Raw genomic sequence first — 18,499 nt, 5'->3', positions numbered from 1 at the left:
CGCCTGCTTGCCTGTTTCTTATTATATGCAGTTTAGCCTGTTTGGGGGCCTGGCGAAAGCGCCTCTGGGGCAGGGGCCAGAAGCTGGTCCAGAAGTGACGAGATATCCTCAATCTCTTCGGCGACCACATGGATCACATCCCCTTCGCGTTGCAACCGTCCCGTCACACGCAACATCCGCCCGGCAATCACCGCACGCCGGTAGCGTTCGTACAGCTTGCGCCAGACGATGATGTTCACAGTGCCGGTTTCATCTTCGAGTGTCAGAAAGATCACGCCTTTGGCAGTGCCGGGTCTTTGCCGCAGGATCACCAGACCCGCGACCGCAATGCGCGCGTGTTGGGGGGGCAGGCGCAACTGGTCCGCGGTGACGCATGAAGGCGGGCGCGGCCAGTTATCCGGATCGTAAGGCGTTTGGGAATTTTGCATGCGAACAAAAATAGAACATTCAGGCCGGAATGCAATCGTGGTTGCCGCGATGGGCTTTGTTATAAGATCCCCAGGCCGCCCGTCGCATCGTTTGGTCTGACGTATTTCATTTGTCTGACGCGATAGTCTTCGTGTGACTGGATTTCTGCTGCAAAAGGGACTGGCAGCCCCGCCATTGCGGGATTAGGTATAGCGCGAGTTATGTGACGGAGAGCGCTGGAATGGCAAAGATTACTTATATTGAGCATGGTGGCAAAGAGCATGTCGTTGACGTGGCCAATGGCCTGACCGTGATGGAAGGGGCGCGTGACAATGGCATCCCCGGTATCGAGGCGGATTGCGGCGGGGCCTGTGCCTGTTCAACCTGTCATGTCTATGTTCACCCCGATTGGGTGTCCAAGCTGTCTGCCAAGGAAGACATGGAAGAAGACATGCTGGATTTTGCCTATGAGCCAGATCCGGAGCGTTCGCGTCTGACCTGCCAGATCAAGGTGTCGGACGCGTTGGATGGGCTGATTGTCCAGATGCCGGAAAAACAGATCTGAAACGGTCAAAGCGCCGCCATGAAGGCGGCGCTGCGCTGATGATGGGTGTTGATGTGGCCGTCAGGCCGGGTCCAGCGCTTGCGAGAATGACAAGAGCTTCTTTTTGTCCTCGTCCCACAAATGCAAGCGCGCGTTTTGCAGGCTTTCGCGGATGGTCATGCGGTTCTTGATCGCCAATTCGCCGTGATCCCTCAGCACTTCGGTCAAGCGATAGAACGGGATTCGGCTTTGCAAGTGGTGGACATGGTGAATCCCGATATTGCCGCTGGCCCATTGCAGCACTTTTGGCAGCACATAATGAGAGCTTCCGTCAAGTGCGGCTTCCTGTAGTTGCCAGTCCTCCTCGGCTTCCCAATGGGTGTCTTCGAATTGATGCTGCACGTAAAACAGCCACATGCCCGCTGTTGCGGCAAGCAGCGTGGTGGGCAGAAAGATCAGCAGGATTGGCATGATGCCCCCGAAATACAGGATCAGCCCCAGGGCAAGAAAGATGCCGGCATTGGTGCCCATTGCGCTGAGCCAGTATTTTGCCTTGTCCGGAAAGCAAACCGGCACGCGGTTTTCGAACAGGAACAGGTATCCCGGCCCCAGACCAAACAGGACAATCGGATTGCGATACATGCGGTAAAGCAGACGACGCCGCGGCGACAGCGCGCGGTATTCGTTGACCGTCATGGTGTGGATATCACCAATGCCGCGCCGGTGCAGATTGCCGGTCGAGCCGTGATGAATGGCATGGGATTGCCGCCACACATCATAGGGCGTCAGGGTCAGCACACCCAGAACACGCCCAACCCAGTCGCTTAGGGTGCGGCTGGCAAAGAACGATCCATGTCCGCAATCATGCTGAATGATGAAAAGTCGCAGCAGAAAGGCACCGTTGACCAAAGCAATGGCAAAGGTCAGCCAATAGCTGATCCCAAGGGACCACCATGCCAATGCCCATAAAACCACGAAAGGGCCGATGGTGACGGCCACCTCGTACCAGCTGCGCACCGGGTTCGGTTCGCGGTATTGCGAAAGGACTGTCATCCATTCTTTGGCTGTACGCGTGTCTTCTGCCTGTTGCGGAGCACGGGAATCGCTCATCATATGTCTGCTTCTTATCGTTGTTTGACTGCTTTTAAGCGAAAAACTGCCAAGGGGATATGCGGCAAAGGGGAACGCTTGCAAACCGGTCCTGATTTTGCCGTGGAGGTGTCGCGCATGGAACGCGACACCGGTGGGTGCCCGAATGCGGGTGTTCGGGAGATCTTTCGGGGCGGGACTTACAGCTGCGCCATGACCTCGTCAGAGGCTTCGAAATTCGTTGTTACGCGCTGCACATCGTCATCGTCTTCCAAGGCGTCGACAAGACGCATCAACGATTGCATGCCTTCCAGATCCAGCTCTGTGGTGGTGGTCGGCTTCCAGACCAGCTTGGTGGACTCTGATTCGCCCAATTCGGCTTCCAATGCAGTTGACACGTCATTCAGATCGGTGTCCGCGCACCAGATGATGTGGCCGTCTTCGCTGCTTTCCACGTCTTCGGCCCCGGCTTCGATTGCGGCCATCATGAGGGTGTCCGCATCGCCCGCCTCTGCCGGATAGGTGATTTCGCCCTTGCGGTCGAACATGAACCCAACCGATCCGGTTTCCCCCAGATTGCCGCCGTTCTTGGTAAAGGTCGACCGCACGGTCGAGGCAGTGCGGTTGCGATTGTCGGTCATCGCCTCGACGATCACCGCGACGCCATTGGGGCCATAACCTTCATAGCGTATTTCTTCGTAATCCTCACCTTCGCCGCCGACGGCTTTCTTAATGGCGCGTTCAATGTTGTCTTTCGGCATGGATTGCCCGCGAGCTTCTTTCACAGCAAGGCGCAGGCGCGGGTTTTTTTCCGGGTCGGGATCGCCCATCTTGGCGGCAATGGTGATTTCTTTTGACAGTTTCGAGAAGAGTTTTGCGCGCAGCTTGTCCTGACGACCCTTGCGATGCTGAATGTTTGCCCATTTGGAATGGCCGGCCATGGTTTACCCTTGTATGAGTCTTCGATTTTTCGATTTTGGCGTTGTGTACCTCAGAAAACAGGGCGGGAACAAGTGTCGCGTTTTGCGGTTTGCGTTGCCCGACTGACACTTTAAGTAAGGGCAGATGAAACGGTTTTTGATCCTGCAATTGCGCCCCGAAGCGGATGCCAGCGATGGCGAGTTCGCGGCGTTTCTGGAAAAAGGCGGGTTGCGGGAGGATCAGGTGCATCGCGTCTGTCTGGACCGGGAAACGCTGCCGGAGGCTCTGCAGCTCGACAGCTATGCGGGTGTGATTGTTGGCGGCGGTCCGGGCTGTGTGTCTGATGCTGCCGAAGAAAAAGATCCGACCGAAGCGAAGATCGAGGCGGAAATTCTGTCTTTGATGCCGGAAATCACCGCGCGCGATATCCCGTTTATGGGGTGCTGTTATGGAATTGGTATTCTTGGCCACCATCTTGGGGCCGAGGTGTCAAAACGGCGTTATGGCGAATCCGTGGGGCCGGTGCGCTGTCGCATGGTTGAAGACGATCCGTTGTTAACCGGGCTGCCCCAGACGTTTGACGCGTTTGTCGGGCACAAAGAGGCGGTTCAGGATTTGCCCGAGGGCTGTGTGCATCTGTTATCGTCAGAGCCGTGCCCGTACCAGATGATCCGCTATGGCCAGAATGTGTATGCTACACAGTTTCATCCCGAAGCAGACGGCGATGTCTTTGAGGCGCGCATCAAGATTTACAAGCATCGCGGATATTTCGCGCCAGATGCGGCCGAGGATCTGATTGCGACCTGTCAGGCAGCGGATGTGACGGTGCCTGTAGAGATTTTGCGCCGCTTTGTGGCCCGCTACCGCTAAGCGGTTTCGAAACCGCTTTTCAAGAGGCTTCGAAGCCTCTTGCCCGCGCTTGATTACAATGGCCATATCAGGGGAATAAGCGCCGAGGCGAGCATGCCCACGGTCAGGTTCAACGGCACACCGACCTTTAGGAAATCGGAAAAGGCATAGCCCCCCGGCCCATAGACCAACGTGTTGGTCTGGTATCCGATGGGCGTTGCAAATGCACAGGACGCCGCCACCATCACGGCAACCACCAATGGTCTTGGGTCGAACCCCATGGTCTGGGCAAGCCCGATGGCAATTGGCGTGACAACAACCGCAACCGCGTTGTTGCTGACCAATTCGGTCAGGACGCTGGTCAACACGTAAATCGCCCAGACGATGGCCCAGGGCGGCAGGTCCATCAGATAGGGGGCCAGCGCCTCGACAATCAAGGTCACCGCGCCCGAGGCCTCCAGGGCGGCCCCGATGGCCAGCATGGCGAAGATCAAAGCCAGCAATTGCCCCTCGATAAAAGAGAAGGCTTCGTCGGAATCGACGCATTTTGTCAGCAGAACAACCGCGACCGCTATGATCGCCAGCGCAAGGATCGGCGCGACCCCAAGTGCGGCAAGAACCACAAGCCCCGCCAGCGCCAGGATTGCAACCGGCGCGTGGCTGCGTCGATAGGCGCGGGCCGAAGGTTTGGCCACGTCCACCAGATTCAGTTCATCCGCAAGCCGCTGGATGTCTTCGGGTGCGCCTTCCAGCAGCAGGGTATCCCCCACCCGGACAATGAGATCGTCCAGCTGCCGTCCGATATTCTGATTTCGGCGATGCACTGCCAACGGATAGACGCCGTATCGGCGGCGCAAACGCATCGCGCCCAGGCGACGCCCCACCATCTTGCACACCGGCGTGATCAGCACTTCGACCGTGGTTGTCTCTACGGCGGACACCTGATCGACGCGTCGCAATTCCTTGTTGTTTTGCAGGCTCAGCAATTCGGTCATCTGGGTTCGCAAGACAACGCGGTCGCCCACTTGCAGGGTCACACCATCCAGATTGCGCCGAAGTGATGCGTCGCCGCGAATGACGTCGATCAACCGCACACCTTCGCGTTTGAACAATTGCACCCCCTGCACCTCGCGCCCGATCAGGTTGCTGTCCGGCGGGATCACAGCTTCGGTAAAGAATTTCATCTTTGACCGGTCCGACAGCATCGCCGCCATACTGGTGCGGTCCGGCAAAAGGTAACGGCCAAACACCCACAGATACAGCATCCCCCAGGCGATCAACACGATGGCCAGCGGCGTGACTTCGAATATCGTAAACGGCTCTAGCCCTTGCGCGCGGGCCACACCATCCACCAGAAGATTGGTCGAGGTGCCGATCAGCGTCAGCGTGCCCCCCAGAATGGCCGCATAGCTGAGCGGGATCAAAAGCTTGGATGGGGCCACGCCCAAGGTCTTTGACAGCTGCACAAAAAGCGGCAGCATGACCACCACGACCGGGGTGTTGTTCATGAACGCAGAGCCGACAATGACAACCGCCAGAATGCCGACAATGGCGCGTTTCGGGCTTTTCTCGGCCGCGCTTTGGGCTGCGGTGGTGAAGGCGGCCAATGCGCCTGTGCGCACCAAGGCCCCCATCACCAGGAACATGGCGGCAATTGTCCAGGGGGCGGGGTTGGCCAACACCGCAAGCGCGTCGTTATAGGGCAGCACACCTGTGGCCAAAAGAAACCCGACACCGCCAATCGCCACAACTTCGGTCGGATAGGTTTCGCGCAGGAACAGCACAAACATGACCACAACCGTTCCCAGCGCGATCATTGCCTGTGTTGTCTGGCTGATATCCAAGAAGTCTGTCAACAAAGCCGGGTGCCCCCAGTCCCTAGGTGGTTTCAGTTTGACTGGGTTGCCGCAGCGGCACAAGCACCGCCCGTGTCCTCCGCCGTGACATCAGGGGGCGCTGGGCTGAAGGCGTCCACCGTCGCGGATCATGTGGATGGCCGTGGCCTTACCGGTGCGGTCATCGGTTTCGACCAGCACGCCGGACAAGGTGGCTTCGTCCAGGGCAGGCTGAAAGCGCCCTTTGCTCATCCCGGTCACAAACCGGCGCATGGGTTCGGCCTTGTCCATTCCGATCACGGAGTTGTAGTCGCCGCACATGCCCGCATCGGTTTGGAACCCGGTTCCACCCGGCAGGATCTGCGCATCACCGGTGGGCACATGGGTGTGGGTGCCCACCACAAGGCTGGCGCGCCCGTCGCAGAAATGGCCCATGCCCATTTTTTCCGAGGTCGCCTCGCAATGCACATCGACAAGGATCATTTGCGCCTGTCCCCCCAAAGGATGCGCACGCAGAACCGCATCAACCGCAGAAAACGGATCATCATAGGCGCGTTTCATAAAGACCTGGCCCAGCACCTGCAAAACAAGGATCTTGCGACCGCGCGCATCGGTATAAAGCCGGTGGCCGCGACCGGGGGCCTGTTTGGCAAAGTTGAGGGGCCGCAGGATGCGTGGCTCGGTGTCGATAAAGCCAAGCATATCCTTTTGATCGAAGGCGTGATCGCCCAGCGTGAGGCAATCAACACCGGCATCCAGAAGCGTTTTGGCATGTGCGCCCGACAGGCCCACGCCGCTTGAGGCGTTTTCGCCGTTGACCACACAAAAATCCGCTTTGAGACGCGCGCGCAAATCCGGCAGCCGATCCGTGATCGCAGCGCGGCCCGCACGGCCCATAACGTCGCCAAGGAAAAGTGTTCTCATGACTTACGGCTTAGAACGCAGCGCGTGGAAAGCAAAGAGCCAAACGCCTGTGTCGACCAGCAGCCCCATAAGACGCGACATCTAGAACAACGACCCTTGTTCAGGTGGCTTGGGTTTGGGTTTGGCCGTCGATCTGGTGCCAGCTGACCCAACCGGCATCCGCCCATCGGCAAATTCGATCTCCAGCGCGGTTGCGGCTTTGGCGGCCTTGCGGGTGGTCACCACCGCCCCGTCACCGCGCACAACACTGTACCCGCGTTTCAAGGTTTCCTTGTATCCAAGCGTCTCGCGCAACCGGTCGAGGGCGTCGATCCTGGTGCGCCAATCCTTTATCTGTGCGTGTCCGGCAGAGGACAGCCGCAGGCCAAGCGTTTCAAGCCGCTCTTGTTTCGCCGCCAAATCGCGTGTGATCGGTTTAACACTGAGCCGATCCGTCCGGCGTGCCAGCGCTTCTTGTTTGGTGTCGATCACCCGGACCAATCCTGGCGCAAGGCGGTCTGCGCTGCCTTCGTAACGACGGCGCTGTTCGGCCAGGGCGCGCGCCAGCAGCGAAGGGCGCAAGGAGGCGGCGGCTTCGATCAACCGACCGCGCCGCAGATCGACTGACCGGGTCAGGGCGCGGGGCAGGCGATCGGACATCAGGTCCAGCCGCTGCGTCGGGCCGGACAACAGGCTGTCAGGGCGCGGCAAGGCCCGGGCCATGTCGCGCAGCCGCTGTCCCCGCGTTTCAAGCCGTTGGGCGAGGGCACGAGACATACGCGCCTTCTGGTCGCTGACCCAGCCCAAAAGTTCTAACCTGACCGGCACCGCGATTTCAGCGGCAGCAGTGGGGGTCGGCGCGCGCTGGTCGGACACAAAGTCGATCAACGTGGTGTCGGTTTCGTGTCCCACAGCCGAAATCAGCGGGATCTCTGACGCGGCTGCGGCGCGGGCGACGATTTCCTCGTTAAAGCCCCAAAGGTCTTCGATGCTGCCGCCGCCGCGTGCCACGATCAGAAGGTCAGGCCGGGGCAATGACCCGCCGGGTGTCAACGCGTTGAACCCGGCGATTGCGCGCGCCACTTCGGGAGCGCAGTTGGCCCCTTGCACCGCGACGGGCCACACCAGCACCTTGCGCGGAAACCGGTCGCGCAGGCGGTGCAGGATATCGCGGATCACCGCCCCCGAGGGCGATGTGATCACCCCGATGATATCCGGCAGATAGGGCAGCTCTTTTTTGCGGGCGGGATCGAACAAACCTTCGGCTGCCAGCGCTTTTTTGCGTTTCTCCAGCATCGCCATCAATGCGCCTTCGCCCGCGACGGTCACCTCATCGACATTCAGATTGTATTTCGACTGGCCGCCAAACGATGTCATGCGCCCGGTCACGACAACCTCAAGCCCTTCTTCGGGCACCACGGACAATTGCGACACCTGGCCTTTCCAGGTTGTGCACGCCAGCACGTTGCGGTCGTCCTTGACGTCATAATACAAATGGCCGGACCGGGCGGTGAACACGCGCCCGACCTCGCCGCGCACGCGGATGCGCCCGAACTGATCTTCCAATGTGCGTTTCACCGCGCCTGACACTTCGGACACGGTATATTCCGGCAGGTTCTGGCCGGGTTTCGGATCGTCGATTAAGTCGGACATCTGGCCTCGCTGTGTCACGGATCGTTGGACAATCTTGTCCATCCGACCTTGCCCTCAATTCCGCCCAACCCTAGAACGCCGCAACGGTAAGGAAAAGCACGGAAAGGGCGCGCGCATGAACATCCTGATCCTTGGAAGCGGCGGGCGCGAACATGCTTTGGCCTGGGCGGCGCTGCAAAATCCGAAATGTGACAAGCTGATTGTCGCGCCGGGCAATGCCGGTATCGCGCAGATCGCGGATTGTGCCGATTTGGATGTCGAAAATGGCGGCGCGGTGGTCAGCTTTGCCGAGCAAAACAGCATCGACTTTGTGATCGTGGGCCCCGAAGCGCCGTTGGCGGCGGGTGTGGCGGACCGGTTGCGCGACGCGGGATTGCTGGTCTTTGGTCCCTCTGCGGCGGCGGCGAAACTGGAAGCCTCCAAGAGTTTTACCAAGGAAATATGTGCGGCGGCCAACGCGCCCACGGCCGCATATGGCCATTTCACCGATGCGGCCAGCGCCAAGGCCTATGTCGCCGCGCAAGGCGCCCCTATCGTGGTCAAGGCCGATGGTCTGGCGGCAGGCAAGGGGGTGATCATCGCCGAAACGGTCCCTGAAGCAGAGGCCGCCATTGACGATATGTTTGGTGGTGCCTTTGGCGGGGCGGGGGCCGAGGTGGTGATCGAAGAATTCATGCAAGGGGAAGAGGCGTCGTTCTTTGTCTTGTGCGATGGCACCGACGTTCTGCCCATTGGCACCGCGCAAGACCACAAACGCGTGGGCGAAGGCGACACCGGCCCGAACACCGGCGGCATGGGGGCTTATTCACCTGCGCCCGTTCTGACCGATGCGATTGCGCAACAGGCACTGGACGAAATCATCAAACCCACCATGGCCGAAATGGCCCGGCGCGGCACGCCCTATCAAGGCGTGCTCTATGCCGGACTGATGATCGAGAACGGTCAGCCGCGGCTTGTCGAATACAATGTCCGTTTTGGCGATCCGGAATGTCAGGCTCTGATGATGCGTCTTGGTGCGCAGGCGTTTGATATGATGCATGCCTGTGCGGATGGGCGCTTGGCCGAGACACGCGTGAACTGGGCCGATGATCACGCCATGACCGTGGTTCTGGCCGCAAACGGGTATCCCGGCGCGTATCGGAAAGGCACGGCTATTACCGGTCTGGATGGAATGACCGAGGACAGTTTTCAGATGATGTTTCACGCTGGCACAACACGCAAAGACGGGCAGTTCATCGCTACCGGCGGGCGGGTGTTGAATGCGACCGCGCGCGGCGCGACGCTACAAGAGGCGCGCGACCGGGCATATGCGCTGGCGGACAGCGTTGATTGGCCGGACGGGTTTTACCGCCGGGATATCGGCTGGCGCGCCTTGTGATACCCGATGCAATTGCCGGGTTTGCGCTGGGGTTTTCGCTGATCCTGGCGGTTGGAGCCCAGAACGCCTTTGTGTTGCGACAGGGACTTCTGAAGTCCCATGTCTTTGTTGTTTGCCTGATTTGCGCTGTTTCGGATCTGGTGTTGATCGTCGCCGGGGTTGCGGGTTTCGGGGCATTGGCGACAGCGGTGCCGGGGCTGGAGCTTGGTATGCGTCTGTTCGGAGCGGCGTTCCTGATCTGGTACGGGGTGCGCACGCTGATCGCGGCATGGCGCGGCGGCCAGCATATGGAAACGGTGCAGGCGGCCGGATCGTTGCGCGGCGCGGTGCTGACCTGTCTGGCCCTGACCTGGCTGAACCCACATGTCTATCTGGACACGGTTGTCCTGTTGGGGGCGGTTTCTGCGCAATATGATCACAAGGTTGCATTCGGCGGCGGTGCGGCGCTGGCAAGCTTTCTGTATTTCTTTGCGCTGGGCTATGGCGCGCGTTTGTTGGCTCCGATTTTTGCAAAGCCGCGCGCATGGCAAGTGCTTGATGTGATTGTCGGTCTGACGATGCTGGCCATTGCGGGCAAGCTTTTGTTGATGTGAGCCGCGCGCACTTGTCATTGTGCCGGACTTCCGCTCCAGTGCGCGCATGACAGCATTCCCGAACAGACCATTGGCGGGCATCCTGTGGATGATCACGACCGGCATGTGTTTTGTGGCGGTCACCGCGTTTGTGAAATTGCTGGATGGACGCGTGCCGCCAGCCGAATCTGCGTTTCTGCGCTATGTGATCGGTTTGGTATTTCTGATCCCGGTCTGGCGGGATTTGATGGCCGTGACCCTGACCAAACGGCAAAAAAGCCTGTTTGCGCTGCGCGGTCTTGTGCATTCGCTTGGCGTGATCCTGTGGTTTTTTGCCATGACCCGCCTGCCCATCGCCGAAGTGACGGCAATGAATTACCTCAATCCGGTCTATGTGACGATTCTTGCGGTCTTTGTGCTGGGGGAAAAGCTGGCATTGCGGCGGGCGCTGGCGGTGATTGCGGCCTTGGCCGGGGCGCTCATTATCCTGCGGCCGGGGTTCAGGGAACTGGATATCGGCCATATCGCGATGCTTGGGACGGCGTTGTTTTTCGCAGGCAGCTATCTGATTGCCAAGATCATGTCGGGAGAAATGAGAGCCAGCATGGTGGTGGCGTTGCTGTCAATCACCGTCACCATCGGCCTTGCTCCGTTTGCGATTGCAGTCTGGGTCACGCCAAGCTGGGTTGATCTGGGGATCATCGCGCTGGTCGCGTGCTTTGCAACCGCCGGGCACTATACCATGACGCTTGCCTTTGCGGCGGCCCCGGTGACCGTGACCCAGCCTGCCACCTTTCTGCAACTGGTCTGGTCGGTGCTGGTCGGGGTGATCTTTTTCGCCGAACCGGTGGATCCTTGGGTGATTTTGGGGGGTGCGGTGATCATGGCGTCGGTGGCGTTCATCACCTGGCGCGAAGCGGTGCTGCGCAAGGCCAAGATCACACCCGCCGTGAACGAGACAAAAACATGACGCGCTGCGCACACGGTCTGTCATCGTCAGATGCGATATTTCGGCATCATAACGATTGTTTCGATTTCCGAAAAAAACCGGGTCTTTTTCCAAGTCTAGCCACATTTGGGCACGAACACTGTGGATGTAAACGTACGAGGAGACACCCATGTTTGCTGAAACAACTGCCGCGTCCGATCTGGGCGAACTGCGTCACTTCCTGGTGGCGGAACGTCAGAAAACCTTGTCTGACACTGAATGGAAATTCCGCATGCGCGGCTATGGCTTTCACGTAAAACGTGTCAGCGGCGGTGTCATGGTGGCTCGAATTCCAAAGAACGAAATCCTTGGCTGTGTAAAAATGTAGGATCAGGGCCGCCGTTCCCCGCGGCGTCCATTTGTCCTGTTAGCGCGGGTCGCGTCGCTCTCGGACGCTTGCTATATCCGCGCCATGTTCAAGTTAGTCGACAGTCCTCCAGTCTGGCTTTGCACCGCGCTTCTGCTCGCGTGGGTGCAAAAGTCGTATTATTCCTATGGGCTCAGCTTTGGGCCTGTCTGGGGTGATCTTCTTGGTGGCCTTCTTGTTGGCGGCGGGTTGGTGCTGTTTGCGCTTGCCGCGTTCGAATTTCGGCGTCACCGCACAACGATCATTCCACACCAAGAGGCATCGCACCTGATCACCTCTGGTGTCTTTTCCCGCACGCGTAATCCCATATACCTTGCCGATTCGCTGATTTTGGCAGGGATGATCCTGTATTGGGATGCTGTCTTGTCGCTTCCTTTGATCCCGATCTTCGTCTGGTGGATCGAGCGACACTTTATAATAGCAGAAGAAAAACGCCTCAGACGAAATTTCCGTGCGGATTTTGCACGATATGAGAAACAAACGCGACGTTGGCTCTAGCCGACCGCGGCCAACCGTACTAGATGAGCGGTTCGCGGGGGAGGGTGTATTGTGTGCTACAGGTCAGCACTGTAGACGGTTTTCCGCTGAATCTGCCGTAACGGCACCATGAAATGACGCAAAAAGGGGGACAGCTCAGGTGAAAATCGGAACTCCCAAGGAAGTGTTCGAGGGCGAAAATCGTGTGGCGATGACGCCCGACAGCGCCCGACAACTCCAGAAACTCGGATATGACTGCCTGATCGAAAGCGGAGCGGGGGTCAAGGCTGGCTTTTCTGACGCGCTTTACGAAGAGGCGGGTGTGACTGTCATCGAAACGGCGGCGGCGCTGTGGAAAGAGGCAGACATCGTCGCCAAGGTTCGTCAGCCCGAAAGCGCGGAACTCAAGCACCTGCGCGACGGGCAGACGCTGATCTCGTTCTTCAATCCAGCCGCCAACGACGAAGGTATGGAAGCCGCCAAAACAGCGGGCACCAATGTCATCGCGATGGAAATGGTGCCGCGTATTTCCCGCGCGCAGAAAATGGACGCGCTGTCGTCGATGGCCAATATCGCGGGCTACCGTGCGGTGATCGAGGCAGGCAATAACTTTGGCCGCTTCTTCACCGGCCAGGTTACCGCCGCCGGTAAAGTGCCACCGGCCAAGGTTCTGGTTGTGGGCGCGGGCGTTGCGGGCCTTGCGGCCATCGGGACATCCACGTCGCTGGGTGCGATCACCTATGCCTTTGACGTGCGTCCCGAAGTGGCCGAACAGGTCGAATCCATGGGGGCCGAATTTGTTTTCCTCGATTTCGAGGAAGAACAGCAGGACGGCGCTGCAACCGGCGGCTACGCGGCTGTTTCTTCACCAGAATTTGCGGCAGCGCAGTTGGCCAAGTTCCGCGAATTGGCACCCGACATGGACATCGTGATCACCACCGCGCTGATCCCCAACCGCGAAGCGCCCGAGCTTTGGACCAAGGATATGGTCGATGCGATGAAGCCCGGGTCGGTCATTGTTGATCTTGCCGCTGAAAAGGGCGGCAATTGCAAGCTGACCGTGAAGGACGAAAAGATCGTCACCGACAACGGCGTGACGATCATCGGCTACACCGATTTTCCAAGCCGCATGGCGACACAGGCGTCCACGCTCTACGCCACCAATATCCGTCATATGATGACCGACCTGACCCCTGAAAAGGACGGTCAGATCAATCATGACATGGAAGATGATGTGATCCGCGGCGCGACGGTGACCTTCAAAAATGAAATCACCTTCCCGCCACCCCCACCCAAGGTGCAGGCGATTGCGGCCAAACCCAAGGAAAAGGTGCCCGAGCTGACCGCCGAGGAAAAACGCGCGCAGGAAGTGGCCGCGTTCAAGGCGCAGACCAAGCAACAGGTGACTTTGCTGGCCGTGGGGGCCGCGTTGGTTTTGGGTGTGGGGCTGATCCCTGGCATGCCCGCAAGTTTCATGCAGCATTTTATCGTGTTTGTTCTGTCCGTCTTTATCGGTTTCCAGGTGATCTGGAACGTGGCGCATTCGCTGCACACGCCGCTGATGGCGGTGACCAACGCGATTTCGTCGATCATCATCCTTGGTGCGCTCATTCAGATCGGATCGTCGAGTATGCTGATCACGCTTCTTGCCGCGCTTGGTATTTTCATGGCCTCCGTCAACATCTTCGGCGGCTTCCTCGTGACACGGCGCATGCTCGCCATGTTCCAAAAGTCCTAAGGAGCACGAGCAATGGAAAACGCATTCACGATCGCGGCCTATGTGGTCGCAGGTATTCTGTTCATCCTGTCGCTTGGTGGCCTGTCCGGGCAGGAAAGCGCGAAACGCGCGGTCTGGTACGGCATTGTGGGCATGGCTGTGGCCGTGGTCGCAACCATGTTCGGCCCCGGCTCGGGCCTGTGGCTGGCCTCGCTTGTTCTGATCGCCGGTGGTGCCGTGGTTGGCTATCAACTCGCCACCAAGGTCGAAATGACCCAGATGCCGGAACTGGTGGCCATCATGCACAGCCTTGTCGGCCTGGCAGCGGTGTTCGTTGGTTTTAACGCCGATATCATGATCAACTATATCGGCAACATCTACGACGCGCAGGGCCTTGTTTTGGGGGCTGTGGGCGATGATGGGATCACGGCCATTGGCCTGCCGAAAGAAGCCTATGACGGGTTGTCCGCCTTTGGTCAGCTGATCGCCAAGAAATCCGGCGTCGAGATCGGCATCCTGCGGGTCGAACTGGTGCTGGGCATCTGGATCGGCGCGGTCACCTTTACCGGGTCGGTCATTGCCTATGGCAAGCTGGCCGGCAAGGTGGACACCTCGGCCAAGCAGCTTCCCGGGGGGCACCTTCTGAACGCCGCCGCTGCGGCTGCGTCGGTTCTGCTGGCGGTCATGTATATGGGCGGCTCTGGCAGCTGGACGCTGGTGCTTCTGACGCTTCTGGCGCTGTTCATCGGCTATCACCTGATCATGGGTATTGGCGGCGCGGACATGCCCGTCGTGGTGTCGATGCTCAACTCCTACTCTGGGTGGGCGGCGGCTGCGATTGGCTTCAGCCTTGGCAACGATCTTTTGATCGTTGTGGGTGCGCTGGTCGGCTCGTCCGGTGCGATCCTGTCTTATATCATGTGTAAGGCGATGAACCGATCCTTCATCAGCGTCATTCTGGGCGGCTTTGGCGGTGCAGCGGGCGAACAGATGGCCGTTGAAGGCGAACAAATCGCCATTGACGCGGACGGTGTGGCTGCTGCGTTGGAAGACGCGGACAGCATTGTGATCATCCCGGGCTATGGCATGGCGGTGGCACAGGCGCAGCAAAACGTGGCGGAACTGACCAACCGTTTGCGGGCCAAGGGCAAGACCGTTCGCTTTGCGATCCACCCGGTCGCGGGCCGTCTGCCGGGGCACATGAACGTGCTTCTGGCCGAAGCCAAGGTGCCTTACGACATCGTTTTGGAGATGGACGAGATCAATGACGACTTCCCGGATACGGATGTCGCCATCGTCATCGGCTCGAACGACATCGTGAACCCTGCGGCACAGGACGATCCGAACTCGCCCATCGCCGGAATGCCAGTGCTGGAGTGCTGGAAAGCCAAGCAGGTCTTTGTGTCCAAGCGCGGGCAGGGGACGGGGTATTCGGGCATCGAAAACCCGCTGTTCTTCAAGGACAACACCCGCATGTTCTATGGCGACGCGAAAGCCAGCCTGGGCACGCTGTTGAGCAAAATCTCCTAACGGGTCATCAACAGATGACCGATACAAAGCCCCGCGCATATTGCGTGGGGCTTTTTGGTTGGTAGGTGCAGATGGGCGTTTGTCGCTCCTGACGTGTCAATCAATGCGCAAGCGATGTAGGGCCCGGTGTCAAATGTGCTGCAAACAGGGGCAAAGCGATGCATCTGTCGGCATTTGCTGAATGCATACTGTAGGATACTGGTAAAATACTGAATATAAACAAGTTTTTTCTTTACTTGACGCAGCCATCCACCTAGCTGACGATCATACTGTAACAGGTGCACGCATGTCTCCGATCCAAGATCATCCCCTTCGCTATCCGTTGTCAAACGAGCTTCACGCACGGCCGTTTCCGTCGCTGGGCGCTCCGTGCCGGGCGGTTTATCTGGCTATCAAGAAAGCCGACGGTGCCGCAGCGCGCGACAAGGCGGATGATCTGAACCATCTGATCGCATTGCTCGACCGCTACGGCACGCCACATCCGCAACCGGGGGCCACGCATTTTTCCGGCCAGATCGGGCAGCATATGCTGAAATGGGAACAACACACCGAATTCGTGACCTATACCGTGTTCATGAACGGTTTGTCTGACCGCCCGTTTGATCCGGCCGACATGGACGTCTTCCCCGACGATTGGTTGACCGACGCTCCCGGCGTCCGCATCACATCCGCGTTGATCCGGCTGGAAGAACGGCCCGATGATTCGCAGATTTGCACGCGCCTGTCGGAATGGTTTGTTCCCGAGAGCCTGGCCGTCAGCCGTGTTATCGACAACGAGGCCATTGTTGCCGGTGATTTTCGTATTGATCCCGCAGGCCACCTGCGATTCAGCGTGTTTGTCACGCCCGGCATTGGGCGGCGTCGTGCCGGGCGTATCGTGCAACGCCTGTGCGAGATCGAGACCTACAAGACGATGTCCATGCTGGGCTTCACCCGCGTGCGCGCACTTGGTCCGCGCATGGGCGAGATTGACAATGAACTGACCCGTCTGATGGCGGCGATGACAAATGGTGACGGGCAGGAAGAGGACCGGCTAAAAGCGCTTTTGTCGGTATCGGCAGAACTGGAAAGCCTGTCCGCGCATATGTCCTTTCGGTTCGGGGCGACCGGCGCTTATGAGGCGATTGTGGCCCAGCGTGTGTCCGTGCTGCGCGAAGAACGGTTTGAAGGGCGTCAGACCTTTGCCGAATTCATGACCCGCCGCTATGATCCGGCGATGCGCACCGTCAAATCGGCAGAAAACCGTTTGTCGGCCATGGCCGCGCGGGCGGTGCGGGCCGGGGATTTGCTGCGCACGCGGGTCGAGGTCGCGCGGTCGGCACAGAACCAGCAATTGCTGGAAAGCATGAACCAGCGCGCGGATATGCAATTGCGCCTGCAGAAAACCGTCGAAGGGCTTTCCGTGGTGGCGATCAGTTATTACGCGGTCTCACTGGCCGGGTATCTGCTGTATCCGGTCGCCGATGCGATTGGGATATCCAAGGGCGCGTTGACCGGCTTGGTGACGCTCCCGGTGGTTTTGCTTGTGTGGCTTGCGATACGCCGTATTCGGCGCGTGGTTGAACAAAGTGGTCCCGATTTCTAACGCCGGTCAGGACCGCTGAACCACGATTTCGGTTTGCGCCTCCAATGATGCCGCCAAAGACGCAAGCCGGGCTTCGGCCACTTCGCCATAAAGCGGCACCGACGCTTTGGTCAGTTTCAGGCGCAGTAGCTTTTTGCGGGGCTTCCACTCTAGCGCGGTGCCATCGGCGCTGGCATCTGACATCCACAGCATCGCACCAAACCGGAGGGCCTTTCCCAGCACCTCGGCGTCTTGTGTGGCTTTCTCGGACAACAGACCTTCAAGGTCTTCGAAACGGGTGCCCTCGCGTTTGTTCTTGTAACGGTGCAACAGCGCCAGACCAAGAAAAACGCGTTCGGAATGTTTCAGCCCGCCAAGGTTTGCGCGGGTGGCGTTGTCAAAGCAGGTTTCAGCCCGGTAATCGGGATGCGCGCGCCAGCTAACATCATGCAAAAGGCAGGCCGCCTTGATCAGCCGCATCCGCGCTTCGTCGGACCGGGAAAACAACGGCTGCACAAAGCGGTAGAGCTTTTTGCCAAATCCGGGCAGACGGGCATCCTTGGCTTCGGCAAAGCGGCAGGCTTCGATCAGGGGGTCGCGGTCGCGCAGGTTTTGCGGCATTTGTTCGTATAACAGCCCTTCGCGGATGCCGTAGCTGGAAATGGCGATATCCTTGGGCTTGAAGGTCTGGGTCAGCCGCTTCAGAACATCCACAGCATAGGGAACAAGGCTCATCCGCGCATTCGATATCCCGCAGGCCTGTCGCAGCTCTTCGATGCTTGACGATTTGATGAACTTGACCGTCTCACTGACAGATTTTTTGTCCATCCGGTATTCGTGCAGAACCTGTAGCGGATAGCCCCGTCGGTGCATGTCTACACGGGCAATCGCTCGCCACGATCCGCCGACAAGGAACAATCTGTCTGGTTGCGGGCCCATATGCTGTGCAAGGCGCTGCATGACGTCTTTGATATGCGCATCGCGTCCCTTTTGCCCGCCGGGAAGGTCGCGCAGTTTCAAAGGCCCAAGGTTCGAGCTGATGCGTCGGCCGACGCGACCGTCGGATATTTCTGCCAATTCCATGGACGATCCGCCAATATCGCAGACCAGACCATAACTGCCGGGCCAGCCCAGCAACACGCCTTGCGCAGAAAGCCGGGCCTCTTCCTCGCCGCCGATCACCCAGATCCGCAAGCCCGTTTCGCGCAGAACATCCTCGCGAAAGTCGGGTCCGTCTTCGGCCTCGCGCACCGCAGCGGTGGCCACCACGGTCAGGGGGGGCAATTTCATCCCGTCAGCCAGCGCCTGAAACCGTTTCAGTGCGTTGAGCGCGCGGGCGCGGCCCTGCGGGTTCAGACGCCCGGTTTCGGACATGCCCGCACCCAGACCGCACATGAGCTTTTCGTTGTAGAAATAGGCAGGCGAGCGGGCCGCGCCGTCAAACACGACCAAACGCACCGAGTTCGATCCGATATCGACAACGCCAACGCGCGACAGCGCACGCGCCTTGGGATCGTCAAACAGGGGGCGACCAAAGGGGCTTGCCATGTCGTGTTCGGATGCGGTGTTTCCGTCCATACGGCCTCCGGGTCGGGTTGCGGGCACCGTTGCAAAGCGACGGCGTCAGGTCAATAACACTCAACCAGTCCGCGTGTGGTGAAGCGTCGCTTTTAAGCCCTATGCGGTGATCAGAAGGACACTGCA

At 59.1% G+C, this 18,499-nt stretch carries 17 protein-coding genes; 10 read left to right on the top strand and 7 right to left on the bottom strand.

Going from position 1 to position 18,499, the window contains the following annotated elements; translation table 11 throughout:
• Positions 1 to 32: 32 nt before the first annotated feature.
• Positions 33 to 428: an OB-fold nucleic acid binding domain-containing protein gene (locus tag ACG74X_RS09390; RefSeq protein WP_411234324.1), complete on the bottom strand. Its 396-nt coding sequence runs from the start codon at positions 426 to 428 to the stop codon at positions 33 to 35.
• A 221-nt stretch (positions 429 to 649) separates the two neighbouring features.
• On the opposite strand from ACG74X_RS09390, the gene ACG74X_RS09385 reads away from it, so the two are divergent.
• On the top strand, positions 650 to 973 hold the full coding sequence (locus ACG74X_RS09385) for a 2Fe-2S iron-sulfur cluster-binding protein (RefSeq protein WP_411234323.1): 324 nt from the start codon (positions 650 to 652) through the stop codon (positions 971 to 973).
• A 60-nt stretch (positions 974 to 1,033) separates the two neighbouring features.
• On the opposite strand, the gene ACG74X_RS09380 is transcribed toward ACG74X_RS09385, so the two are convergent.
• Together ACG74X_RS09380 and ACG74X_RS09375 are read right to left on the bottom strand one after the other, a co-directional pair.
• The gene (locus ACG74X_RS09380) at positions 1,034 to 2,062 is read right to left on the bottom strand and encodes a fatty acid desaturase (RefSeq protein ID WP_411234321.1); all 1,029 of its coding nucleotides are present in this window, start codon (positions 2,060 to 2,062) and stop codon (positions 1,034 to 1,036) included.
• A gap of 179 nt (positions 2,063 to 2,241) precedes the next feature.
• Positions 2,242 to 2,982, bottom strand: coding sequence for a YebC/PmpR family DNA-binding transcriptional regulator (locus ACG74X_RS09375; protein ID WP_411234320.1), 741 nt, complete (start codon positions 2,980 to 2,982; stop codon positions 2,242 to 2,244).
• 124 nt (positions 2,983 to 3,106) lie between these two features.
• On the opposite strand from ACG74X_RS09375, the gene ACG74X_RS09370 reads away from it, so the two are divergent.
• Positions 3,107 to 3,832 carry a glutamine amidotransferase gene (locus ACG74X_RS09370; RefSeq protein ID WP_411234318.1) on the top strand — a complete coding sequence of 242 codons (726 nt, stop codon included), beginning with the start codon at positions 3,107 to 3,109 and terminating at the stop codon, positions 3,830 to 3,832.
• Positions 3,833 to 3,885: 53 nt separating this feature from the next.
• Here ACG74X_RS09370 and ACG74X_RS09365 read toward each other — a convergent pair whose 3' ends face one another.
• The 3 genes from ACG74X_RS09365 to xseA all read right to left on the bottom strand — a co-directional run bounded on the left by ACG74X_RS09365 (position 3,886) and on the right by xseA (position 8,202).
• Positions 3,886 to 5,628 carry an SLC13 family permease gene (locus ACG74X_RS09365; protein WP_411234983.1) on the bottom strand — a complete coding sequence of 581 codons (1,743 nt, stop codon included), beginning with the start codon at positions 5,626 to 5,628 and terminating at the stop codon, positions 3,886 to 3,888.
• Between the two features lie 129 nt (positions 5,629 to 5,757).
• Positions 5,758 to 6,570 (bottom strand): YmdB family metallophosphoesterase, encoded by an 813-nt coding sequence (locus ACG74X_RS09360; protein ID WP_411234317.1) that lies wholly within the window; start codon positions 6,568 to 6,570, stop codon positions 5,758 to 5,760.
• Between the two features lie 81 nt (positions 6,571 to 6,651).
• Positions 6,652 to 8,202 carry an exodeoxyribonuclease VII large subunit gene (xseA, locus tag ACG74X_RS09355; RefSeq protein ID WP_411234315.1) on the bottom strand — a complete coding sequence of 517 codons (1,551 nt, stop codon included), beginning with the start codon at positions 8,200 to 8,202 and terminating at the stop codon, positions 6,652 to 6,654.
• A 115-nt stretch (positions 8,203 to 8,317) separates the two neighbouring features.
• Here xseA and purD point away from each other — a divergent pair, with 115 nt between their 5' ends.
• From purD to ACG74X_RS09315, 8 genes are all read left to right on the top strand, one after another.
• Entirely contained in the window at positions 8,318 to 9,580 is a 1,263-nt protein-coding gene (gene purD, locus ACG74X_RS09350) for a phosphoribosylamine--glycine ligase (RefSeq protein WP_411234313.1), read from the top strand.
• Entirely contained in the window at positions 9,577 to 10,173 is a 597-nt protein-coding gene (locus ACG74X_RS09345; RefSeq protein WP_411234312.1) for a LysE/ArgO family amino acid transporter, read from the top strand. The genes purD and ACG74X_RS09345 overlap by 4 nt, the downstream gene beginning before the upstream one ends.
• A 46-nt stretch (positions 10,174 to 10,219) precedes the next feature.
• Positions 10,220 to 11,122: a DMT family transporter gene (locus ACG74X_RS09340; RefSeq protein ID WP_411234310.1), complete on the top strand. Its 903-nt coding sequence runs from the start codon at positions 10,220 to 10,222 to the stop codon at positions 11,120 to 11,122.
• Positions 11,123 to 11,270: 148 nt separating this feature from the next.
• On the top strand, positions 11,271 to 11,468 hold the full coding sequence (locus tag ACG74X_RS09335) for a hypothetical protein (RefSeq protein ID WP_411234309.1): 198 nt from the start codon (positions 11,271 to 11,273) through the stop codon (positions 11,466 to 11,468).
• Between the two features lie 84 nt (positions 11,469 to 11,552).
• Positions 11,553 to 12,005: a methyltransferase family protein gene (locus ACG74X_RS09330; protein ID WP_411234307.1), complete on the top strand. Its 453-nt coding sequence runs from the start codon at positions 11,553 to 11,555 to the stop codon at positions 12,003 to 12,005.
• Between the two features lie 139 nt (positions 12,006 to 12,144).
• Positions 12,145 to 13,722, top strand: a complete 1,578-nt coding sequence (locus tag ACG74X_RS09325; protein ID WP_411234306.1) for a Re/Si-specific NAD(P)(+) transhydrogenase subunit alpha — start codon at positions 12,145 to 12,147, stop codon at positions 13,720 to 13,722.
• Positions 13,723 to 13,734: 12 nt separating this feature from the next.
• The gene (locus ACG74X_RS09320; protein WP_411234304.1) at positions 13,735 to 15,231 is read left to right on the top strand and encodes an NAD(P)(+) transhydrogenase (Re/Si-specific) subunit beta; all 1,497 of its coding nucleotides are present in this window, start codon (positions 13,735 to 13,737) and stop codon (positions 15,229 to 15,231) included.
• A gap of 286 nt (positions 15,232 to 15,517) precedes the next feature.
• Complete coding sequence (locus ACG74X_RS09315; protein ID WP_411234302.1) at positions 15,518 to 16,816, top strand: DUF3422 family protein; 1,299 nt, start codon at positions 15,518 to 15,520, stop codon at positions 16,814 to 16,816.
• Positions 16,817 to 16,822: 6 nt separating this feature from the next.
• On the opposite strand, the gene ACG74X_RS09310 is transcribed toward ACG74X_RS09315, so the two are convergent.
• A complete protein-coding gene (locus ACG74X_RS09310; protein WP_411234301.1) occupies positions 16,823 to 18,373 on the bottom strand; it encodes a Ppx/GppA family phosphatase in 1,551 nt (516 codons plus the stop codon).
• Positions 18,374 to 18,499 lie beyond the last annotated feature (126 nt).

It is taken from the genome of Marivita sp. S0852 (assembly GCF_046591575.1).
Taxonomy (GTDB): Bacteria; Pseudomonadota; Alphaproteobacteria; order Rhodobacterales; family Rhodobacteraceae; genus Marivita.
This window is presented reverse-complemented; position numbering and strand designations above follow the sequence as displayed.